We start from the raw sequence: 18,229 nt of genomic DNA, 5'->3' as shown, positions 1-18,229 counted from the left end.
CATCAGGTCAGCTCAAGGCAGGCTTCCCCACTGCTCGATCTTTTTCCGGCAGCGGCGCCACCGGAACAATCGCCGCGAAGAACCACGGCGACACCAGCGTCACCAACAGAATGGTCATGACACCGCTGGAAAACAGCGCCATCGCCACCAGTGCGCCCAGATCGACAATCGGCTTGAAGTCGGAAAACAGCAAAGCCATGAAGCCCACGGAGAAAATCACCACGTTGACCACCGTCGAACGGCCGACGCTGTGCATCGCCTGCAAAATGGCCGCATCGATATGAATCCCTTGCTCCACCAACAATTTGATCCGTGACAGCAGGTGCACCGCGTAATCGACCACGCCGACCACCAGGAACGTCACCAATGTCGTGCCGATGTTCAGTTCGATGCCGAACAGGAACATGAAGCCGTAGACCGTCACCGAGGTGGTCAACAGGGTCAGCATGCCGAGAACCCCCAACCTTACCGACTTGAGCCAATACATCATCATCAGCGTGACCACCAGCAACGCCAGGGAAAAACTCAGGACCTGGCCCTGGGTGATTTCCTGTAGAACGCCAGTCCAGATCAGCGGCGTGCCGGCGTGCGTCACTTCGAGGTTGGCCGGTTTGTTCACCAGCAACCAGGCATCGAGGCGATCCAGCATGTCCTGATAGTCGCTGGCCACTGACGAGGTCATGGTGTACAGCGTCAGCGCCTTGGAGTAGTCGGCGTTGAGCACGTTATTGAGGTCCGAGCCACCGCCGTTTTCGAACAGCATCACGTGTTGCTCGATCAACGAATTGCCCGGCACCTCGAACCGCTCGACCTGTCCCTCTTCATTAGCCGACGTCACCTGCTCCAGCGCCTGGGGCACGCGCAAGTAGTCGGGGTTCATGTCGTTGAGCACCAGGTTCATGCGCTTGACGTAAGTGGCCAGGGAGTAGCCGTAACTGACGTGAGGTTGCTGCTTGATGAAGTGGTCGAGCTTGTCGATGAACTGCACCACCTCCGTGGTCAGCACCCCACGCGGCTCTTTGCTGTCGATGGCAATCCAGCCTGGTGCCGTGCCCGCGACCCCGGCCTGGTTGATGAACTCGTCCGAAACGCGAATATGGCTCTCGGGCTTGAAGTAGGCGATGCCCGAGTCTTCGATATCGACGCGAAAGGTGAACACCGTCATCAAGATCAGCAGCGGCAGTGTCACGATCAAGATCGGTTTGCGCCACTGGATTAACCGCGCGCAGAACGCCACCAGATAACGCGAAATGATCGACTCCTTGTGTACGGCAGCAAGGGTTTTCGGCGTCTGATCCTTGCCCCAGATCGAGATCCAGGCCGGAATCAGCAACAGCGAAATGATCAGCGCCGCCGTCAGGCCGATGGACATGAACACGCCGAAATTGCGGATGCTGACAATGTTGTTGGTGGTGGAAATCATGAAGGTGGCGATGGTGGTCACCGTCGTCAACACCACCGGCACCACCATCAGCCGTTGCGTCTGGCGATTGGCTTCGCGGTTACTTTTACCGGCGTTTTTCTGCTCGTAGTACTCGGCCATCACATGGATCGCATCCGAGCAACAAATGGTGAACAGAAACACCGGCAGGACGCTGGTCAGCAAGTCGAACGGCACCCGCAACAAGGCCATCAGGCCTAGTGTCCAGATGGTGCAGAACAGGATGTTGAACAGCGGCAACAGCACGCCCAGCGGTTTGCGGAAGAAGAAAATCAACAGCAGGGTGATCAGCAAAAATACAATCGGAAACAGCACCGCCAGATCATGGTCGATGATCTCCTGCTGGGCCGCGATGAAGATCGGCATACCGGCAATAGAGATCTCGTCCTTGAACCCGGGGTGCGCCGCCTGATAGTCCGCGACGATGCCGCGCACGATCTGGTAGGCGCGCAGTTGCGCCTGGGCATCGTCTTGCTTGGTGCCCAGCTCGGCCACCAGCATCGCGACTTTCTTGTCCTTGGACACCACCCCGTCGACCATCAGCTCGTTGCCCATGATCTGCGACTCGACCAGCGCCGGGTCCATGTCGAAGGCGTTGAGAGTCTTGTGGATCAGCAACTCGCCATCGTGGGTCAGCACGATGTTTTCCAGGTCGCCCATGGACGCCATTTCGCGGATCGGGTTGATTCGCTCGGCGAGAAAGGTCAGGAACAGCTGATCATGGGCATCCCAGTTCTGGCTCTGGGCGTAATCACGCAGGGCCTTGGCCTGGGCATAATCGTTCTGGGAAAAACCGTTTTCCAGAATGTCGCGTGTCAACAGTTGCGCACGGCTGTCGTCTGGATGCTGCGCAACGATTTGCGTCAACTGCTCCTTGTCGGCGTCGTTGGCCAGGATCATCTTGCGCACCGATTGCGACATCGAAAACAGTGCGTTGAGGGTCTGCTTGTTGAACACCGTCTGCGGGTTGTTGATTGCCACCATCACCGAGTCGAACGTACCGGTGAACTCGCTTTGCAAGTCGATGATGGTCTTGCGCGCCGGATGGGTTTCCTTGAGCAGATAAGGGTTGGTGTCGGAGATCAGCGCGCCCAGCGTATAGGTGAAATACGCCGTGACCGCCACCAGCAGGAAAACGATCGCCCGCGCATAGCGCTCGACGAAGTTCAGGTATCTTTCCATGAGCATGCGTTCCAGAGTCGTCGGGGTCGGCGCTTAGCGGGCAGACACGGCAAAGTCCGGCACGTCGCCGGTTTTCAGCCCGCGCTTGATGGCGGTCTGGGTGAACAAACGGTCTTCCAACTGCACGTTGTATTGCAGGTGGTTGAAGCGCATCTCTGAACGCGTGCCGTCGATGAAGTGTTCGGTCTCGCTCAGCACGATGCTGTCGATCGAGTCGATGGTGTCGACCTTTTGCGTGCGCATCTGCTTGACCAGCACGCCTTTGACGTCGAAGAAGTCCTGACGCATGACCAGGAAATTCTGCTTGTCGATCCACACTTTCAGTTTGTTGTAGCCGGTCTTGGCCAACACCTCGGGCGACGCCGGCTCACGCTCGATCACGTAGCAGTCGCGGCCCTTGACCTGCTCTTCGCCGACCAGCGTCTGGGTGTAATCCTTGACCCGGATCTTGTCGAGGTCGGCGTAGGAGTACTCGCTGCCCATGAACGAGCCGCGTTTGTCGGTGGTGGAGATCCGCCGCGTCTGGCGACTGACCGGCAAGTACATCCACTGGCTGTCTTCCTGGCCCAGGGTTTCGTGGGGGTTTTCGATATGAAAGGCCACGTCGCGCACATCAGTGGGGGCGGAGAAATACATGCTGAATTTGTCGCTGTCCGGGTAATCCTTTTGCAAGTAGGTGAACTCACGAACCCGGGTATTGCCCTTCTTGTCGTGGAGGATCAGCGACACCTGGGACATGAAGCTTTTACCGTCGTTGCGATCCCGCACCTGGCGGATGATTTCATCGGCATTCTGGCCATCGGCGGCGGTGGCGCAAGCGCCGCTCAGGATCAGCGCGGCAGCGGTCAGACTTTTGAACAGAGGCAACATGGGAACTTCCCTTTTCGTCAGATGGATATGGTCGAGCCAAAGCGCGAGGGGCACGCAGGCGTCATGGGGTTAAAACAGGTAACCGGCGGACAGCCGCACTTGGTCGCGGTTGTCGTACTCGCCGAAGGGCTTGTCGGGCTTGCCGAAGAACACATCCACTTCCAGCCCGAGCTTGATCCAGTCCACCGGCTTGTAGGTGAAGATGCCTTGCAACAGCGCATCGTCTTTGAACGGTGGCGAGGCGGCGACCACCAGCCGGCTCTTGAGGCGGTCCTGCCAATGAGTGCCTTCGGCCGACAGGGTGAACAAGTGTTCGCGCTTGTCTTGCAGCATGCCGTCCTGCCAGTCGAGCAGTTGCTGCTGCTGCCATTGCAGGGAAATCAGCCAGTCGCGCAGCAGGTAGTCGACGCCCAGCAACGACTTGACCATCGGGGTGCTGTCGGCGCCGTAGGCACGGGTCGGATTGGTCACCCGCCAGTTGTCGAACCAGGCAATTTCGCTGCGCACCACGATGCTGTGACCGGCATCGATCGCCAGCCCCGCGCCGCCCATGGTGTAACGGGGAAACTGACGCTCCAGCCGAGTGCGACCGTCATCGGCCAAGCCTTCGACGGCGTAGACCGGGTCCTGCTGGCGTGCATTCAGCGCGACGAAACTGGTGTCCACCGAACCGATCCGCCCGTTGGCGCTCAAGCCATAGGAAAAGCCCTTATCACCGTCGTAGCCGGGCTTGGAATCCAGCAGAAAGTATTGCGGATCCGGCACGGCAAACAGCGGCGCGTCGAACTCGCTGCCTGCAACCGGCGGCTGGTTTTTCACAAAATCGGTGACCCACAACGCCTCCAGTTCCCACTCGCCCACCGGTTGCGCAAACCTCACCATGGGTACTGCGATCCGGCTGTCTTCCAGTAGCGGAGTCAGGCCATCGCGATAGTCCACCGGGTTGATCTGATCGAGCACCCGCAACTCATCGGCACGACCCCAGACCACTTGCTGCCAGCCGATGGTCACCTCGCCGTCTCCCACCGACTGGCCCCAGTACAAATGCCGCCAGTCAGCGTCGAAGCGGTATTTGTCCCGCGCCCGTTCGCTGTACGGATTGTTGCCGTCGTAGCGGGCGTCGTAACGCACCCTCCCCTTGGCCTTGTAGTAACCGCCGTCCCAGTTGTCTTCCAGGTTGGCCTTGAAATACACGGCTTTCTGGGTGACCTGATCGTCACCGTGCAAGCGCAACGCGGTGGCCACGCCGACTTCGGCGTCGGCGTAATCCGGCTTGAAGTCCTCGACCGTCAATTCAGCCAACGCCGGTTGCGCGGCCATGCACGCCAAAACCGCCCACGCAGTGCGGCTGATGTGTAATCCCTGCATGGCTACATTCCCAACCCGACACCGCCGTCGATCACCAGACTCTGAGCGGTTACCCCGCCCGCTTCGGGGCTGGCCAGGTAACGCACCATCGCCGCGACTTCTTCGCTTTGAATGAAGCGGCGCATCGGCAATTTCTTCTTGGCGTTGCGCAGGATCTGTTCCTGGGTAAGCCCGGCAATCGCCGCTTGCGCCGCCAGTTCACCTTGCAGCATGGGCGTATCAATCCATGCGGGCAGAATCGCATTCACCGTGATCAGCCGTGGTGCCAGGTCCATCGCCAGGGCCTTGGTCATGCCGACGATGCCGTGCTTGGAAGCGCAGTACGCGGTGTTGCGGACCTTGCCGGCGCGGCCGAGGATCGACGACATGTTGATGATCCGCCCGCGATCCGGCATCAACGGCAGGCACAACGAGGTGACGTAGAACGTGCCGTTGAGGTTGACCGAAATCACCTTGTGCCAGTTGTGCAAATCTTCCGGTTCATTCTCGTTGCAGATGCCGGCGCTGTTGACCAGCACGTCAACGTAATCCACTTGCTTGGCGAGCATTTTGAAGAACGCTTCCATGCCCGGGAGGTCGGCAATGTTGGCCGCATGGGTTTCGACCCGTGCCTTGATCTGCCCGTGTTGCTCGTCGACCCAGCGTTGCAGTTCCGGCAAATCCAGATCCAGCAGGATCAAGCGGTGACTGGCGTCGGCGGCAAAATTCTCCGCGACCGCCCGGCCGATGCCCTTGGCGGCACCGGTAATCAGAATGGTCCGGCTCATGGCATTTTCAACCCGCCGTTGACCGGCAGGACCTCACCCGTCAGGTACAAGCCGCGCTCGGTGATGTACAGCACCGCCTCGGCAATTTCATGGGGTTGGGCGTAACGCTTGATCAGCAACCGTGACTGGATTTCCTGTTCCTGACTGCCAATCAGGGCCGTACTCATTTCGGTGTTGACGATGCCGGGGGCCACCGCATTCACCCGGATGTTGCGCGGCGCCAATTCCACCGCCAGGGCACGGGTCAGCGCTTCGACGCCGCCCTTGGCCGCGGCATAGTTGCTTTGCCCCTTGCCCGGTTTCTGCGCCGCCACCGAACTGATGTTGACGATGCAACCGCTGCGCTGGCGCATCATGGACGGCACCGCCTGCTGACAGCAGAGCAAGGTGCCGATCAGGTTGGTCTGGATCACCTCGATGATGTCGCGACTCGGCATCGTCGCCAGCAACCCGTCACGGGTGATGCCGGCGTTGTTGACCAGCAGATCGACGCGCTGGAAATGCTGGTCGACCCGTTCGAAAAAGCCCTTGATGCTGTCACCGCTGCTGACATCGCATTGCAGCGCCAGACAGTCGAGGCCCAGTGCCTGGACCTCATCACGTAACGACATGGCGGCCACTTCGTCGCGCACATAACTGAACGCGATCTGATAGCCCGCGCCGGCCAGGGCCAGGACAATCGCCCGACCGATGCCACGACTGCCACCGGTCACCACTGCTACTTTATTCGGCATGACCGTTCCTTAGAGTGAGTTGTCTGTCTTGAACTGCGCGAGGCTGAAGCCGTGGGTCGCGGCCAGGGCACGAATCTGCTGCACTTGCTCGCGGCTGATATCGCCGTAGGAGTAGTGCTGTTTCATCCCGGACAAGCCCATCAACACCGACTCCGCCATGCAGGCGTACAGCTGACCTTCCTTGAGGTAGGCGCGCACGTTGCGGATCAGGCCATCGCCCAGCGGGGTCTGGACAATTCCGCCGTGCATGTAGAGCACGTCGGACCGTTGGCTGGAGAGGTTCTGATCGACGTTCAGCGGCACCGCGATGTCGCAGATCACGCTGTTTTCGGCGAAGTGTCCGGCACCGAGAAACGGTTGAGGCGCGTTCGCTGCACAGAGCACGATGCGCGCCTGTTTCAGCACATCTAGGTCATTGCTGACGGTGATGAACGCATTCGCGCCCAGGCGTTCTTCTACCAGGCGCTGCACGCGCAAACCGAGGTCGGTGCCAGCACCGTGGGCCTGCAACAACGCGTCGATGCCGTCGAGTTTCTGCAAGCGGTTGGCGAGGCGGTCGTGCTCGGCGACACCCTTGAGAATCGCGCGGGCGGCCTCGGCGTAAATCAGCTGGGCGGTCTTCTCCAGGCGCCGCAGGGAACCGTCGCGACCGCTACCGATCAGGATCAGGTGCTCGACACTGGTGGACAACAACGAGGCGTAAGTCGAAGCAATGTTGCCGGCCGCGCCGACCACCGCCGCCGTCTGTTCGCTCAGTTCCAGGCCTTGCTGTTTGCAGCCCTGCTCGATCGCTTCCAGGCCCATGCCGATGGTCAGCGCGTTGCCGGAAGTCAGCGCCATGTCGGGGATTTTCAACGCCTGACAGTTGTTGGTGACGATCGAGGTGTACATACCGAGACCGGCCACGCTGTAGCCATCGGCCCGGGCATCACGGATGCGATTGCCGACTTCGTCGCGGATGGTGTCCAGGTCGCCACTGGCGATGTACGCGGCCATGGCATCGGAGTCCATGCACAACGGGTACAAGGTGAACTCCACGGCGGTGCCGAGTTTCGAACGAATCAGCACCGGACCGATGGGGGCAGCACGCCGCTCGGGGGCCATGCGCTTGATGAACTCGCGCTTCTGATCGGCGCTGAGGGTAGACAGCGACGGGTCGACGTCACTGAGCATGTCCGAATCGATCAGGTGATTGATGAACGCCACGCGCGCCACCACGCGAACGCTCTCGTCAGGCTTTGGGAGGTTTTCAGGTTCCCTGAAACTCACCTCGCGAGCCGGTACTTCTTGGATGCTGTCGGCGCACACCCCGGCCGCCAGCGGGAAGGCATCGCGGCGACGCAGCATGTCGCAGACCTTTTGCAGCGAGCCGATCAAGCCGTCGATTTCCTCGAAGGTGATGCACACCGGTGGCTCCAGGCGAATCACATTGGCGTTGCTGCCCGACGGCGCGACCCGCAGCGATTCGAATTGCAGCAGGTAGCCGGCGATGATGTAACCCAGCGCATCGTTGTACTGCGCCGATGCCTGGACCAGCGAACTGGTGCCGCTCAGGTCGTGCAGTTCGAACCCCAGCAGCAACCCGCGACCACGCACATCGGCAATCACGTCCGGGTACGCGGCTTTGAGTTCGAGCAACGACGACTTGAGGTATTCGCCTTTTTTATTCACGTCCTTGAGCATCGCGTTGTCGTTCGCAAACAAGCGGCGCAAGGCCGACAGGGCGATATGGCACGAGGCATCGTCTTCGGCGAAGGTCGAACTGTGGATGTAGCTGAAATCGGTTTCGTAGTGACTGGCGCGGATGACGGTCGCGGCAATTTTCATCAGGCCACCGCCCAGCGCTTTGGACAGGCAGTAGTAATCGCCCTGCAAGTTGAAATGACAGGCACCGAGCAGCGTGCCGGTGCGGCCGAAACCCGATTGCACTTCGTCGATGATCAGCGGGCATTGCTGCTCGTTGCACAGGCGGCGCAGGGCCAGGTAGAACTCGCTGGCGAACTCATTGATGCCGCCCTCGCCCTGGATCGGCTCCAGCAACACCGCCGTGATCGCGCTGAAGGCTTCACGGCGCACCTGCAAGGTCTCGCCGCTCCACTCCAGTTTCAGCCAATGCCGCATATGACGGGCCGGAAGATCCAGGAGTTGCTGGGGTTGTTGCGGATCGATGAATTCGACGTTGAGACTAAAACGAGCGAATGGCTGGCGGTACTGTTTGCCGTAGGTCAGCTGGACGGTGTTCACCAGTTTGCCGTGGAAGCTGCCGCGCAGGGCGACGAATACAGGCTCGACATGCAACTGCGCAAGGTTGTGTTGACGCACCGCTTCCACCACTTGGCGCACGGTCACGTAAGACAGGTTTTCCGGCAGCAACCCGGCGGGCAGATCAAGGTCGTCGACGTCCAGTTCGACATAGGCCTTGTCGCTGGCAGTCAGGTTGGCCAGGGCGAAATCCCGCTCGTCGAACTGCTTTTGCAAAGTTTTCTGGCGGCGGTATTCGGCGTGCTTGACGGCGATTTCCACCGACTCGGCGCCACTGTTTGAGAAGGTCGAAATGTAGCGCTCGCTGTTGTTCAGCTCACGGTTGAACGCTTCGCTGAGTTCGCGGCCCAGCATACCGGCCGCACTGCGCACGGACATCTGCGCATTGAACGGCACATCGGCGCGCAACAGGCCGCAGAGTTGATCGACGAACTGCGGGTCATTGTGGCCAAACAACGCAGCGCCGTAACCGCCGAGGAAGTCGGTGACGGTCACCTCGACACCCTGTTTGTCGCGGTAAAACAGCTTGCTGCCCAATGCTCGGTGGAACTGGCATTCCAGGCCCAGGGCCTGCATCAGTTCAACAAATTTTGGTCGAACGTAATCGCGGTAATCCATGACAGTCATATCCCTTGATCAGAAAAGTAGAGGCGATTCATTGCGCTCAAACGGCTAGTCGGTCGCCTGATAGTCGAGCTGGTAACAGGCGCTGAAACCGTTGTCGTCGCGGTTGACAATCAGGCAGTCACGCAGCACCGCGTCCCGTCCCTCACCGAGCACAAACGGCAGGTGCGGGTCCACCGGTTGCTGCAATCCAATGATCGGTGGCACGCGCTGGGCAAGCAGTGCGTTGCGCGCCAGGATCAGGTCGACCAGGCTCGGCGCGCCGCTGAGAATGCCGGTCACCGGCACGCTACTGGTGATGTGCGCGGCACCGGCGCGGGCGAGCGTGCGGGCCAGGTCGGCGTCCTTGTGCGGATCGCCGCTGGCGCTGCTGACCAGCAGATCGACCTGCTTGTCCGGCAGGTTCAACGACCCCATCCGCGGATGGGCGAACAGCGCCGACAGGCAGGTCTGCGGGCCATCCGGCAGATCGTCGGCCCGGCGCAGAATCAACGCCGCCGCCCCTTCACCGGCAATCCCGCCCGTGCCCTGGCGATCGAATGCACGCAGGGTCTGGGAACCGTCGGTGCTGATCACACCGGCCTCGGCCAGCGCGGCCAGCGCCAACGGGTCGAGTTCACTGCCGGCGCCGACCACAATCGCCGCATCGATACGACCGCTTTGCAACGCTGCGCACGCCTCGCGCAACGCCGCCAGGTTGCCGGCCACGCCTTGCATGTAGGCGTTGCACTCGCACTCCAGTTTCAGCGCCAGGCTGACAATTCCGAGCAACCCGTTACTCAGGCTTTTGAGCACCAGGAACGGGTCGAGCGCGCGCTCTTGCAACACCCGCTGAGCGAGGCGCCGCATGTCGGCACCGGACTCATCGCGGCACTCGTGAAGCAATTCGCCATAGGCCGCCAACGACGGATGGGTGTAACCGCCCTGGCAGCAATAGAGGCCGTAACGCAGCCCATCGTTACCCGGCTCAAGCCCGGCTTCGGCCAAGGCCTGGCGCACCGCGCTGACACCCCAGATCACGGCCGGCGGGCAGTAGCGCTGGAGGTTCTGGGCCACGTCCTGGCGACTGGTTTGATGGTCTTCATCACTGACATGCCCGAAGGCCGTCACGCGCTCACTGTGGAACAATTTCGACTGCAGCACGGCGATGCCGCTGCGGGCTTCACTGGCCGCCGACCAGAAGCGTTGCACGCCCCAGCCGCTGGGTAATACGCAACCGCTGCCGGCGATCGCAACACGCACAGTAGCGCCCGTCATTGTGAGTGCTCCCGATATTTGCCAAGGGCCAGCGAGGTGTTCAGGCCACCAAAACCGAAGGAGTTGCTCAAGGCAAAATCCACCCGGCGGCTGACCGCCTGCCCGGCGCAATAGTCCAGGTCGCACTGCTCATCGACCTCATGCAGGTTCACGGTCGGCGTGACCAGATCGTTCAGGCATGCCAGGGCCGTTACCATGCATTCCGGCGCACCGGCGGCGGCAATCAAGTGCCCGAATTGGGACTTGTTGGCACTGATGGCCAAGGACCGGTAGTGCTTGTGCTCGGCGAACACACTTTTGATCGCCAGGGTTTCGGCGACGTCATTGAGCGGCGTCGAAGTGCCGTGGGCGTTGATCAGATCGATCTGTTGCGCACGCAGGCCGGCGTCGTCCAGCGCGGCTTGCATCGCCAGCGCCGCGCCCCGGCCTTCGGGTTGCGGGGCGGTGACTTTGTAGGCGTCCAGGCTGCTGCCGAAGCCAAGCACTTCGGCATACGGCGTCGCCCCTCGCGCCAGTGCATGGTCAAGGCTTTCCAGCACCACGAAACCACCGCCCTCACCGGCAATCAGGCCACTGCGATCACGGTCGAACGGCCGGCACAGATTGACGCCCCAGCGCTGCTCGCTCGATGCCGCGCCGAGCAGGTATAGCGCGGCCATGGTGTCGAGGTTCAGCACCGAATCGGCGCCACCGGCAATCGCCACGCTCACTTCACCGCGACGAATCATCTGGAAGGCATTGCCGATGGCCTGGGAGGCTCCGGCGCACGCACTGCTGATATTGATCACCGGGCCTTCGCAGCCCAAACCGTCGGCAATCACCCGCGCCAGCCGATCATTGCCCTGACGCAGCGAGCCGTCGGCATTGACCTCCCCGGCACGCGGCATCAGGTATTGCCAGCCTGGCGCGCGGCCATCCGGTGCCTGGGTCAACAGCATGTCGGCCAGCATGTGTTGGGGCGCACCCGAGGCACAGAGCACGGCGGCTTCACGCAGCTGCTCAGGCGCAAGCCCGCTGTCGTTCACCGCTTGGGTGGCGGCCACCCAGCCGAAGCGACTGCGTTTTTCCAATGCAACGCTCCAGGCCGGATGGTCCTGCAGGGCCTCGGGCAACAGACTCATGTCCACGGCTGCGGCGTAGCGCACCGGGAACGTGCCGTCCTCCACTCCGTCGGGTTGCCATGGGCGCACACAATGTTCGGCGCCGAGCATTTTTTCCCAGAGGGTTTGCCATTCGAAACCGAACCCGGTCACGGCGCCCATGCCGGTGATCACAATCCGTGTCGCACTCATGTGTGCTTCTCCATGGTTTCACTGGCCAGGAGCAAGGCGCCCCAATGACCGGCGCGGCTATGGCTGACAAGCAGCGTGTAGCCCGGTGTCGCCGAGGTATTTTGAGAGTGGTGCAAGGCCAGCGCGATCTCGGTCAGCAAGGCACTGGCGCCAAGGTCGCCGGTCATGGCCCGGGCGCTGCGAACGTCCCGTGGGTGGTCGGCGATCAGGCTCATCAACTGCGCATCCTCGGGATTGGCGACGATCTGCCCGACGTCACCGAGGCGCAGTTTTTCCAGGCTCAGCGCCCGGTCGATCACCCGTCGGCCAACCGCAGAGCCACGTTGCGGATCAGCGCTGTAACCCCGGGCGAACCCGGCGATGCGCAAGGCGTTCGGGGTGTCGGGCGCAGGTGCCAAGCCGAGCAGCAGCGCCGCGGCACCCTCGCCATACATCGCCTCGCCGGCCTGATGGGCTTCACGCAGATACAAGGCCGGCGTCAGGTTCGGACTGCTGCTGACCACCAGCGCGGCGTCGGCGCGTTGCTCGACAATCTGCTGGCAGGCTTCGATCAGGGCATCGAGCCCGGCGTTGTCCTGGGAACAGAACCCGCCCATCGGCCCGTGGCATTGCAACGCTTCGGCCACGTAGGCCATCACGCTGCTGTTGAGCAGCGTCAGGGCATGCAGCGGCGGCGTGTTGGCCAACAGTTGCGCCAGAGGCTTTTGCGGTTGTTCACTGATCGCTTGCACCGCATCCCAGCAAGGGCTTGGCGCATCGACCTCAGGAATGGCCGCCGTCAGGGCAATCCGTGCCGGCGGCAGTTGCAGGGCCGCCAGCGCGGGCGCCAGGCGTGCCACGCAATGCAACAGGCGCAAGCCTTGTGGTTCGACGCTGCGCTGGATCTTGCGGTCGAACAGATCGCTGGCCAGACGCGGTGTCGGCAGCGGGTAAGCCCGACGCGTCGCGTCGAATGCCAACGGTTGCGGCGAGGGTGGCGTCCCGAGCAGGTCGGCACATTCGCTGCCGGCGGCGTTCAATACGGCCGCCGAATGGATGTAAACGGCAATGCTCATGTCATGCCCTCCCCAGAACCAGCGAGCTGTTGACGCCGCCGAAACCGAACGAGTTGGACATCACTACGTTGATCGACTGGCGCATCGGCTCGCTGAGAAATTTCAGCGTGGGGTATTCGGCGCGGTCGTGATCGTAGTTCAAGGTCGGCAACAGCACTCCGTCCCGCAGGCTGATCAGCGACAGCACCGCTTCAATCGCGCCGCTGCCCGCCAAGGAGTGACCGATGGCCGATTTGTTGGCAGTAAACGTCACGTGTTCCTGACACTCGCCGAACACCCGCTGCAAGGCCAAGGCCTCACAGCTATCGTTGGCCTGGGTGGACGTGCCATGGGTGTTGACGTGTTGCACGGCGCTGCTGAGCAGCCCGGCGTCCTCGATTGCGGCTTCCATGCATTCCTCGTATTTGCTGCCATCCCGGCTGCTGGAGGTCATTTTCTGTGCCTCGCACACATTCGCGTAACCCAGCACTCGCCCCAATGGCGTGGCTTTGCGACGCTGCGCATGCTCGGCGGATTCGAGAATGACCATGGCTGCGCCCTCGCTGATCACGAAGCCGCTGCGGTCCGGCATGAAGGGTCGGCTTTGCTCGCTTGCCGGCAGGTCCGCCTGGCACAGCGCGCCGAGGCTGTTGAACATGTAATACGGCAACTCGTTGGCCATCAGTTCGACTGCGCCGCAAATGGCCAGGTCGATTTCGCCGCGCTCGATCGCCCGATAGGCGCTACCAATCGCCATGGTGCCGGCGGCGCAGGCATCGGAGTGGGTCGAAATGTGATCGCGGATACCGAGCCGCTCGGCCAGGTGCAGGGTTTGCTGATCGACCCGGCGCCCGAAAACCGCGCGCGACGCCGCCGGGTTATCCAGCAGTAGATCCAGATCGACACGCCCGGCCTCATCCATGCAGCGACTGGCGCGATGCAGATCGTGACTGTCCGCGCAGTACTTGTTGGCCCCCAGGAACAATCCGCTGCGGGCATGAGCAAAGTCTGCCGGGGTCAGGCCGGCGTGCTGCGTGGCTTGTCGGGCGACAAACTCGGCCAGCACGCTTTGCCGCGGATGCAGCGTGGCATTGCCGCCGAATCCCGCGGCGATCTGCTTCCACTGGCCGTCGTCGATAAACCCGGCCGCGCTGTTGTTGAAGCCCAGCGCCTTGAACCGTGGATGTTCGCGAACACAGGACTGCTTCTGGCAGATCCGCTCGAACAACGTGGCGGCGTCCAGCGCCATGGGCGCCACCAGACCGAATCCGGTCACATAGACTTCTCGTGTCCGCATGAGAACTCCTACACCGTCTCTTTGACGTGAGTGGCCACAAATTGCTCCACCAGTCGGCGCGAAACCTCATCGCCATCGGCCGGCACCAGCCGCGCACTGCAAGCGCCACAGACCACTTGCTGACGTTCGTTCAACACGGCTTGATGAGCGCCGCAGTCAGGGCAACTTTGCGGCAGGTAGTTGAAGAGGTTGCGGCACTGTTGCGCCCAGTTGCGCACGGTGGTGGCGGCAAACACTTGCGCCGGTTGCATACCGGCCTTGAGTTGATCCGGGGAGTAGGCGCTCAGACTCTGTTCAAGCAAGGCCTTGCCGTTCTCAGTGATGCGACCGCTGACCAGGAACTCGCTGGCGTCGCCGCAAACAGCGACGGCGTGATCCAGCACACTGGTTTTGGGCAAGGTGCAGCCATACTGACGACCCAGTTGAAAGCTCAGGTCGACGATGTCCAGTGAATCGGCGCTGAGGTCCTCGACGATGCTGCTGTTCTCATCGATATCCTCGGCGCTCATCACCAACAGTTGCGCGAGGATCTCGCGGGTGCTGGCAATGACGTTTTCCAGTTCCAATGGATTGTTCATCTCTATCTCCTTATATCGTGATTGCTTCATGAATTCCGTATACGAGAAGTAACTATTCCCACAGAAACTTCTCACGCGGCAGAAATCTAAACTCTGCCCTTAAGGGGAGAGTCAACGAACTATTTAAAGTTTTTTAATGACTTGAGACCTCCGCACGGAGGGGCCTGCGCACTGCCCTCGGTTGGTGCGAAGCCTTGCGCCACTCGACTTATTTACTTAACAAAGGATGCGTATGGTGGGGCACGGAGTGTCTCGATGGCTAAACATGGGCAGACCTAAAAGTATTAACTTCCGGCTCGCAGGACAGACGCATAAAGAATAAAAACCTAACAAGTAAATTAGTTATAACTTTACAACTGTTGTTCTATATCAGCGCAGTCGTCAAACAATGCTTCTGGAGGGATTACAAGCCAATCCGTGCAAACCGGCACAGCGCTTCTGGGTAACTGAGTGTCGAGCACAGACAACTGACCGAGTGCGGGGCGCTATAGGGTGCGGCTTCAGTTCTCTAATCCACTGCCCCGGAGTCCACATGACCGCACCTATTACCGTTCTTCGCGACACTCATCCGCTGCCGGTGCTCGATGCCTGCAAATGGGAAAAACTCGAAGGCGACCCGCACACCGTCAACCTCAACGCCTACACCAGCGAAGACGGCAGCAAGATCATGGGCACCTGGATCTGCACGCCGGGTAAGTGGTATGTGGAATACGTGAAGTGGGAATACTGCGATTTCCGCGAGGGGTATTGCATCATCACCCCGGAAGGCAAAGAGCCGATCCATCTGCGTGCCGGTGATATTTTCGTCATCGAGCCGGGGATGAAAGGCACGTGGGAAGTGGTTGAAACCGTGCGCAAGTATTTCGTGTTTGCCTGATGCAAAAAACCGGAAGACCACCCGACGTTGTCTCCCGGTAAATTCGCATAACCTGTGGCGAGGGAGTTTGCTCCCGCTCGGTTGCGAAGCAGCCGCAAAATCAGCAAATGCGGCCTTTCTGAAGCACCGCATTCGCTGAACCTGGGTCCGCTTCGCGAACCAGCGGGAGCAAGCTCCCTCGCCACAAAAGCTTCTAACCATTCGCCTCAGAAAAACTGCTTACTGAGGTTTTCGATAGCTGTTGATGATCGCCGAGAAGTCTTTACTCCCCTCCCCGCGCTGGCTCATCGCCTGATACAACTGCTGGGCCACTGCGCCGAGCACCACCGGCTGGTGCGCCTGACGGGCCGCCTCAGTCGCCAGCCCCAGATCCTTGAGCATCAGTTCTGCACCGAAACCGCCGGTATAACCGCGCGAGGCCGGCGCCGTTTCGACGATGCCGGGCCACGGGTTGTACATCTCCGAACTCCAGCAACGCCCGGTGGAACTGTTGATGATCCCGGCCAGCACGGTGGTGTCGATGCCGAGGGCATCGCCCAACGCCATGGCTTCACTGACGCCGACCATCGAAATCGCCAGCAGCAAGTTATTGCAGATCTTGGCGATCTGCCCGGTGCCGACTTCGCCGCAATGAACGATGTTGCGGCCCATCTGAGCCAATACCGGTTGCAGGGTGGCGAACAGTTCAGGGGTGGCGCCGACCATGAAAGTCAGCGTCCCGGCCGCTGCCCCGCCCGTACCACCAGAGACCGGTGCATCGGCCATGGCCACGCCTTGCTTGGCCGCGGCTGCCGCCACATCTCGCGCCGTCTGTGGATCGATGGTGCTGCAATCCACGGCCGGCACGCCTTTGCCGATACCGGCGAGCACACCATCCTCACCCAGCCAGACGCTGCGCACATGCACAGCAGCTGGCAGCATGGTGATCACCAGTTCCGCACCTTGCGCCGCTTCTCGGGCCGAAGCGCTGATGCTGCCGCCCAGTTGTTCCAGCTCGGCCAGAACGGTTTTGTTCAGGTCCACCAGGCTCAGTGCGTGGCCGGCCTTGATCAGGTTGCGCGCCATCGGCGCGCCCATGTTGCCGAGACCGATAAAAGCGATTTTCATGTCCCGCTCCTTAACGCAAGTTGATGGTGGTGTTCACACCGTCGTTGACGCTGTCGTCATCGAACCAGCGACTGGTGACCGTCTTGGTCTGAGTGTAGAACTGCACCACTTGCTTGCCATACGGACCGAGGTCGCCCAGTTTGGAGCCGCGCGAACCGGTGAAGCTGAAGAACGGGACCGGCACCGGAATCGGAATGTTGATGCCGACCTGACCGACGTCGATTTCGGTCTGGAACTTACGCGCCGCCGCACCGCTTTGGGTGAACAGGCCTGTGCCGTTGCCGAACGGGTTGGCGTTGACCAGCGCGATGGCCTCATCGAGGGTGTCGACTTCCAGGACCACCAGCACCGGGCCGAAGATTTCCTGGGTGTAGATCTGCATCTCGGGCGTCACGCCGGAGAACAGGGTCGGGCCGACAAAGTTGCCCTTCTCGAAGCCTGGAACGGTAACGTCGCGACCATCCAACTCAAGCTTGGCGCCTTCCTTGATGCCGCTCTCGATCAGGTCGAGAATCCGCGCCTTGGCTTTTTTGGAAATCACCGGCCCCACATCAGTGCCCGGCTCGCTGCCGGCGTTCACCTTGAGTTTCTGCGCCAGTGCTTTCAGGTCAGGCAGCCATTGCTTGGCCGCGCCCACCAACACCACCACCGAAGTGGCCATGCAACGTTGCCCAGCGGCACCGAAACCGGCGCCAACCAGCGCATTGAGCGCTTGTACGCGATTGGCATCCGGCAGCACCACGGCATGGTTCTTCGCGCCCATCATCGATTGCACACGCTTGCCGTGTTTGCCGGCCAGGTCGTAGACGTGAGTGCCGACAGCGGTCGAACCGACGAAGGAAACAGCCTTAATGTCCTTGTGGGTGCAGAGCGCGTCCACCACGTCCTTGCCGCCATGAACCACGTTGAGCACGCCGGCCGGAACGCCGGCCTCGATCGCCAGTTCCACCAGCAGCATGGTCGACATCGGGTCCTGTTCGGACGGCTTGAGCACGAAGGTGTTGCCGCAGGCGATGGCCATCGGGAACATCCACAGCGGAATCATCGCCGGGAAGTTGAACGGGGTGATGCCGGCGCAGACGCCGATTGGCTGACGCAGGGTGTAGGTATCGACGCCACCCGCGACGTTCTCGGCGAACTCGCCCATTTGCAGGCTGCCGATGGAGCAGGCGTGTTCGACCACTTCCAGGCCGCGGAAGATATCGCCTTCAGCGTCGGCGATGGTCTTGCCTTGTTCGTTGCTGAGCACCACGGCGATGCGCTTGGAGTGTTCGCGAATCAACGCCTGGAGCTTAAGCATGATGCGCATCCGCGCGCCGATCGGCGTCAGCTTCCAGGTCTGGAAGGCGCGATGGGCAGCGCTGATCGCGGCGTCCACTTCCTGCGCGGTGGCGAACGGAACCTTGGCCAGCACTTGCTGGGTCGCCGGGTTAACGATGTCGTGCCACTCGGTGGTCTGGGACTCGACCCACTCGCCGTTGATCAACAACTTGACGGTCTGGACAGTGGTTTCGTTGGGCGTGAGCGATGCGTTCATGC

14 protein-coding genes are annotated in these 18,229 nt (G+C 61.2%); 1 reads left to right on the top strand and 13 read right to left on the bottom strand.

From position 1 onward, the window contains the following. Window positions 1-7: 7 nt before the first annotated feature. From ACA051_RS03625 to ACA051_RS03575, 11 genes are all read right to left on the bottom strand, one after another. The gene (locus ACA051_RS03625) at window positions 8-2,623 is read right to left on the bottom strand and encodes an efflux RND transporter permease subunit (protein WP_497307726.1); all 2,616 of its coding nucleotides are present in this window, start codon (window positions 2,621-2,623) and stop codon (window positions 8-10) included. A gap of 33 nt (window positions 2,624-2,656) precedes the next feature. After that, a complete protein-coding gene (locus tag ACA051_RS03620) occupies window positions 2,657-3,493 on the bottom strand; it encodes an outer membrane lipoprotein-sorting protein (protein WP_140895556.1) in 837 nt (278 codons plus the stop codon). Window positions 3,494-3,562: 69 nt separating this feature from the next. Continuing rightward, window positions 3,563-4,861 (bottom strand): DUF1302 domain-containing protein, encoded by a 1,299-nt coding sequence (locus tag ACA051_RS03615; RefSeq protein ID WP_497307724.1) that lies wholly within the window; start codon window positions 4,859-4,861, stop codon window positions 3,563-3,565. Window positions 4,862-4,863: 2 nt separating this feature from the next. Continuing rightward, window positions 4,864-5,628, bottom strand: a complete 765-nt coding sequence (locus ACA051_RS03610) for an SDR family NAD(P)-dependent oxidoreductase (protein ID WP_094469243.1) — start codon at window positions 5,626-5,628, stop codon at window positions 4,864-4,866. Then, the gene (locus tag ACA051_RS03605) at window positions 5,625-6,362 is read right to left on the bottom strand and encodes a 3-oxoacyl-ACP reductase family protein (protein WP_497373538.1); all 738 of its coding nucleotides are present in this window, start codon (window positions 6,360-6,362) and stop codon (window positions 5,625-5,627) included. The genes ACA051_RS03610 and ACA051_RS03605 overlap by 4 nt, the downstream gene beginning before the upstream one ends. 9 nt (window positions 6,363-6,371) lie before the next feature. After that, a complete protein-coding gene (locus ACA051_RS03600; protein WP_497373536.1) occupies window positions 6,372-9,242 on the bottom strand; it encodes an aminotransferase class III-fold pyridoxal phosphate-dependent enzyme in 2,871 nt (956 codons plus the stop codon). 54 nt (window positions 9,243-9,296) lie between these two features. After that, entirely contained in the window at window positions 9,297-10,505 is a 1,209-nt protein-coding gene (locus ACA051_RS03595; RefSeq protein ID WP_497373534.1) for a beta-ketoacyl synthase N-terminal-like domain-containing protein, read from the bottom strand. Beyond that, window positions 10,502-11,797 carry a beta-ketoacyl-[acyl-carrier-protein] synthase family protein gene (locus ACA051_RS03590; RefSeq protein ID WP_497307717.1) on the bottom strand — a complete coding sequence of 432 codons (1,296 nt, stop codon included), beginning with the start codon at window positions 11,795-11,797 and terminating at the stop codon, window positions 10,502-10,504. Before ACA051_RS03590 ends, ACA051_RS03595 begins: the two co-directional genes overlap by 4 nt. After that, the gene (locus tag ACA051_RS03585; RefSeq protein WP_497373532.1) at window positions 11,794-12,852 is read right to left on the bottom strand and encodes a beta-ketoacyl synthase; all 1,059 of its coding nucleotides are present in this window, start codon (window positions 12,850-12,852) and stop codon (window positions 11,794-11,796) included. Before ACA051_RS03585 ends, ACA051_RS03590 begins: the two co-directional genes overlap by 4 nt. A gap of 1 nt (window position 12,853) precedes the next feature. Continuing rightward, entirely contained in the window at window positions 12,854-14,128 is a 1,275-nt protein-coding gene (locus ACA051_RS03580) for a beta-ketoacyl-[acyl-carrier-protein] synthase family protein (RefSeq protein ID WP_497373530.1), read from the bottom strand. 8 nt (window positions 14,129-14,136) lie between these two features. Then, on the bottom strand, window positions 14,137-14,706 hold the full coding sequence (locus ACA051_RS03575; RefSeq protein ID WP_497307711.1) for an acyl carrier protein: 570 nt from the start codon (window positions 14,704-14,706) through the stop codon (window positions 14,137-14,139). 532 nt (window positions 14,707-15,238) lie between these two features. On the opposite strand from ACA051_RS03575, the gene ACA051_RS03570 reads away from it, so the two are divergent. After that, window positions 15,239-15,583 carry a cupin domain-containing protein gene (locus ACA051_RS03570; protein WP_007946320.1) on the top strand — a complete coding sequence of 115 codons (345 nt, stop codon included), beginning with the start codon at window positions 15,239-15,241 and terminating at the stop codon, window positions 15,581-15,583. A 219-nt stretch (window positions 15,584-15,802) separates the two neighbouring features. Here the strand turns inward: ACA051_RS03570 and mmsB are convergent, their stop codons facing one another. Both mmsB and ACA051_RS03560 read right to left on the bottom strand, forming a co-directional pair. Beyond that, entirely contained in the window at window positions 15,803-16,690 is an 888-nt protein-coding gene (gene mmsB, locus ACA051_RS03565) for a 3-hydroxyisobutyrate dehydrogenase (protein ID WP_497373528.1), read from the bottom strand. 10 nt (window positions 16,691-16,700) lie between these two features. Beyond that, window positions 16,701-18,227 carry a CoA-acylating methylmalonate-semialdehyde dehydrogenase gene (locus ACA051_RS03560; protein ID WP_497373527.1) on the bottom strand — a complete coding sequence of 509 codons (1,527 nt, stop codon included), beginning with the start codon at window positions 18,225-18,227 and terminating at the stop codon, window positions 16,701-16,703. Window positions 18,228-18,229 lie beyond the last annotated feature (2 nt).

The organism is Pseudomonas sp. LBUM1669, from assembly GCF_059695705.1.
Note: the sequence above shows the minus strand (reverse complement) of the source record. Positions and strands in the feature narration are given on the sequence as shown.

What these genes read in the sequence shown, in the direction of transcription:
- ACA051_RS03625 (WP_497307726.1), bottom strand. Translation starts at nt 2,623, where the DNA reads ATGGAAAGATACCTGAACTTCGTCGAGCGCTATGCGCGGGCGATCGTT.
- ACA051_RS03620 (WP_140895556.1), bottom strand. Translation starts at nt 3,493, where the DNA reads ATGTTGCCTCTGTTCAAAAGTCTGACCGCTGCCGCGCTGATCCTGAGC.
- ACA051_RS03615 (WP_497307724.1), bottom strand. Translation starts at nt 4,861, where the DNA reads ATGCAGGGATTACACATCAGCCGCACTGCGTGGGCGGTTTTGGCGTGC.
- ACA051_RS03610 (WP_094469243.1), bottom strand. Translation starts at nt 5,628, where the DNA reads ATGAGCCGGACCATTCTGATTACCGGTGCCGCCAAGGGCATCGGCCGG.
- ACA051_RS03605 (WP_497373538.1), bottom strand. Translation starts at nt 6,362, where the DNA reads ATGCCGAATAAAGTAGCAGTGGTGACCGGTGGCAGTCGTGGCATCGGT.
- ACA051_RS03600 (WP_497373536.1), bottom strand. Translation starts at nt 9,242, where the DNA reads ATGGATTACCGCGATTACGTTCGACCAAAATTTGTTGAACTGATGCAG.
- ACA051_RS03595 (WP_497373534.1), bottom strand. Translation starts at nt 10,505, where the DNA reads ATGACGGGCGCTACTGTGCGTGTTGCGATCGCCGGCAGCGGTTGCGTA.
- ACA051_RS03590 (WP_497307717.1), bottom strand. Translation starts at nt 11,797, where the DNA reads ATGAGTGCGACACGGATTGTGATCACCGGCATGGGCGCCGTGACCGGG.
- ACA051_RS03585 (WP_497373532.1), bottom strand. Translation starts at nt 12,852, where the DNA reads ATGAGCATTGCCGTTTACATCCATTCGGCGGCCGTATTGAACGCCGCC.
- ACA051_RS03580 (WP_497373530.1), bottom strand. Translation starts at nt 14,128, where the DNA reads ATGCGGACACGAGAAGTCTATGTGACCGGATTCGGTCTGGTGGCGCCC.
- ACA051_RS03575 (WP_497307711.1), bottom strand. Translation starts at nt 14,706, where the DNA reads ATGAACAATCCATTGGAACTGGAAAACGTCATTGCCAGCACCCGCGAG.
- ACA051_RS03570 (WP_007946320.1), top strand. Translation starts at nt 15,239, where the DNA reads ATGACCGCACCTATTACCGTTCTTCGCGACACTCATCCGCTGCCGGTG.
- mmsB (WP_497373528.1), bottom strand. Translation starts at nt 16,690, where the DNA reads ATGAAAATCGCTTTTATCGGTCTCGGCAACATGGGCGCGCCGATGGCG.
- ACA051_RS03560 (WP_497373527.1), bottom strand. Translation starts at nt 18,227, where the DNA reads ATGAACGCATCGCTCACGCCCAACGAAACCACTGTCCAGACCGTCAAG.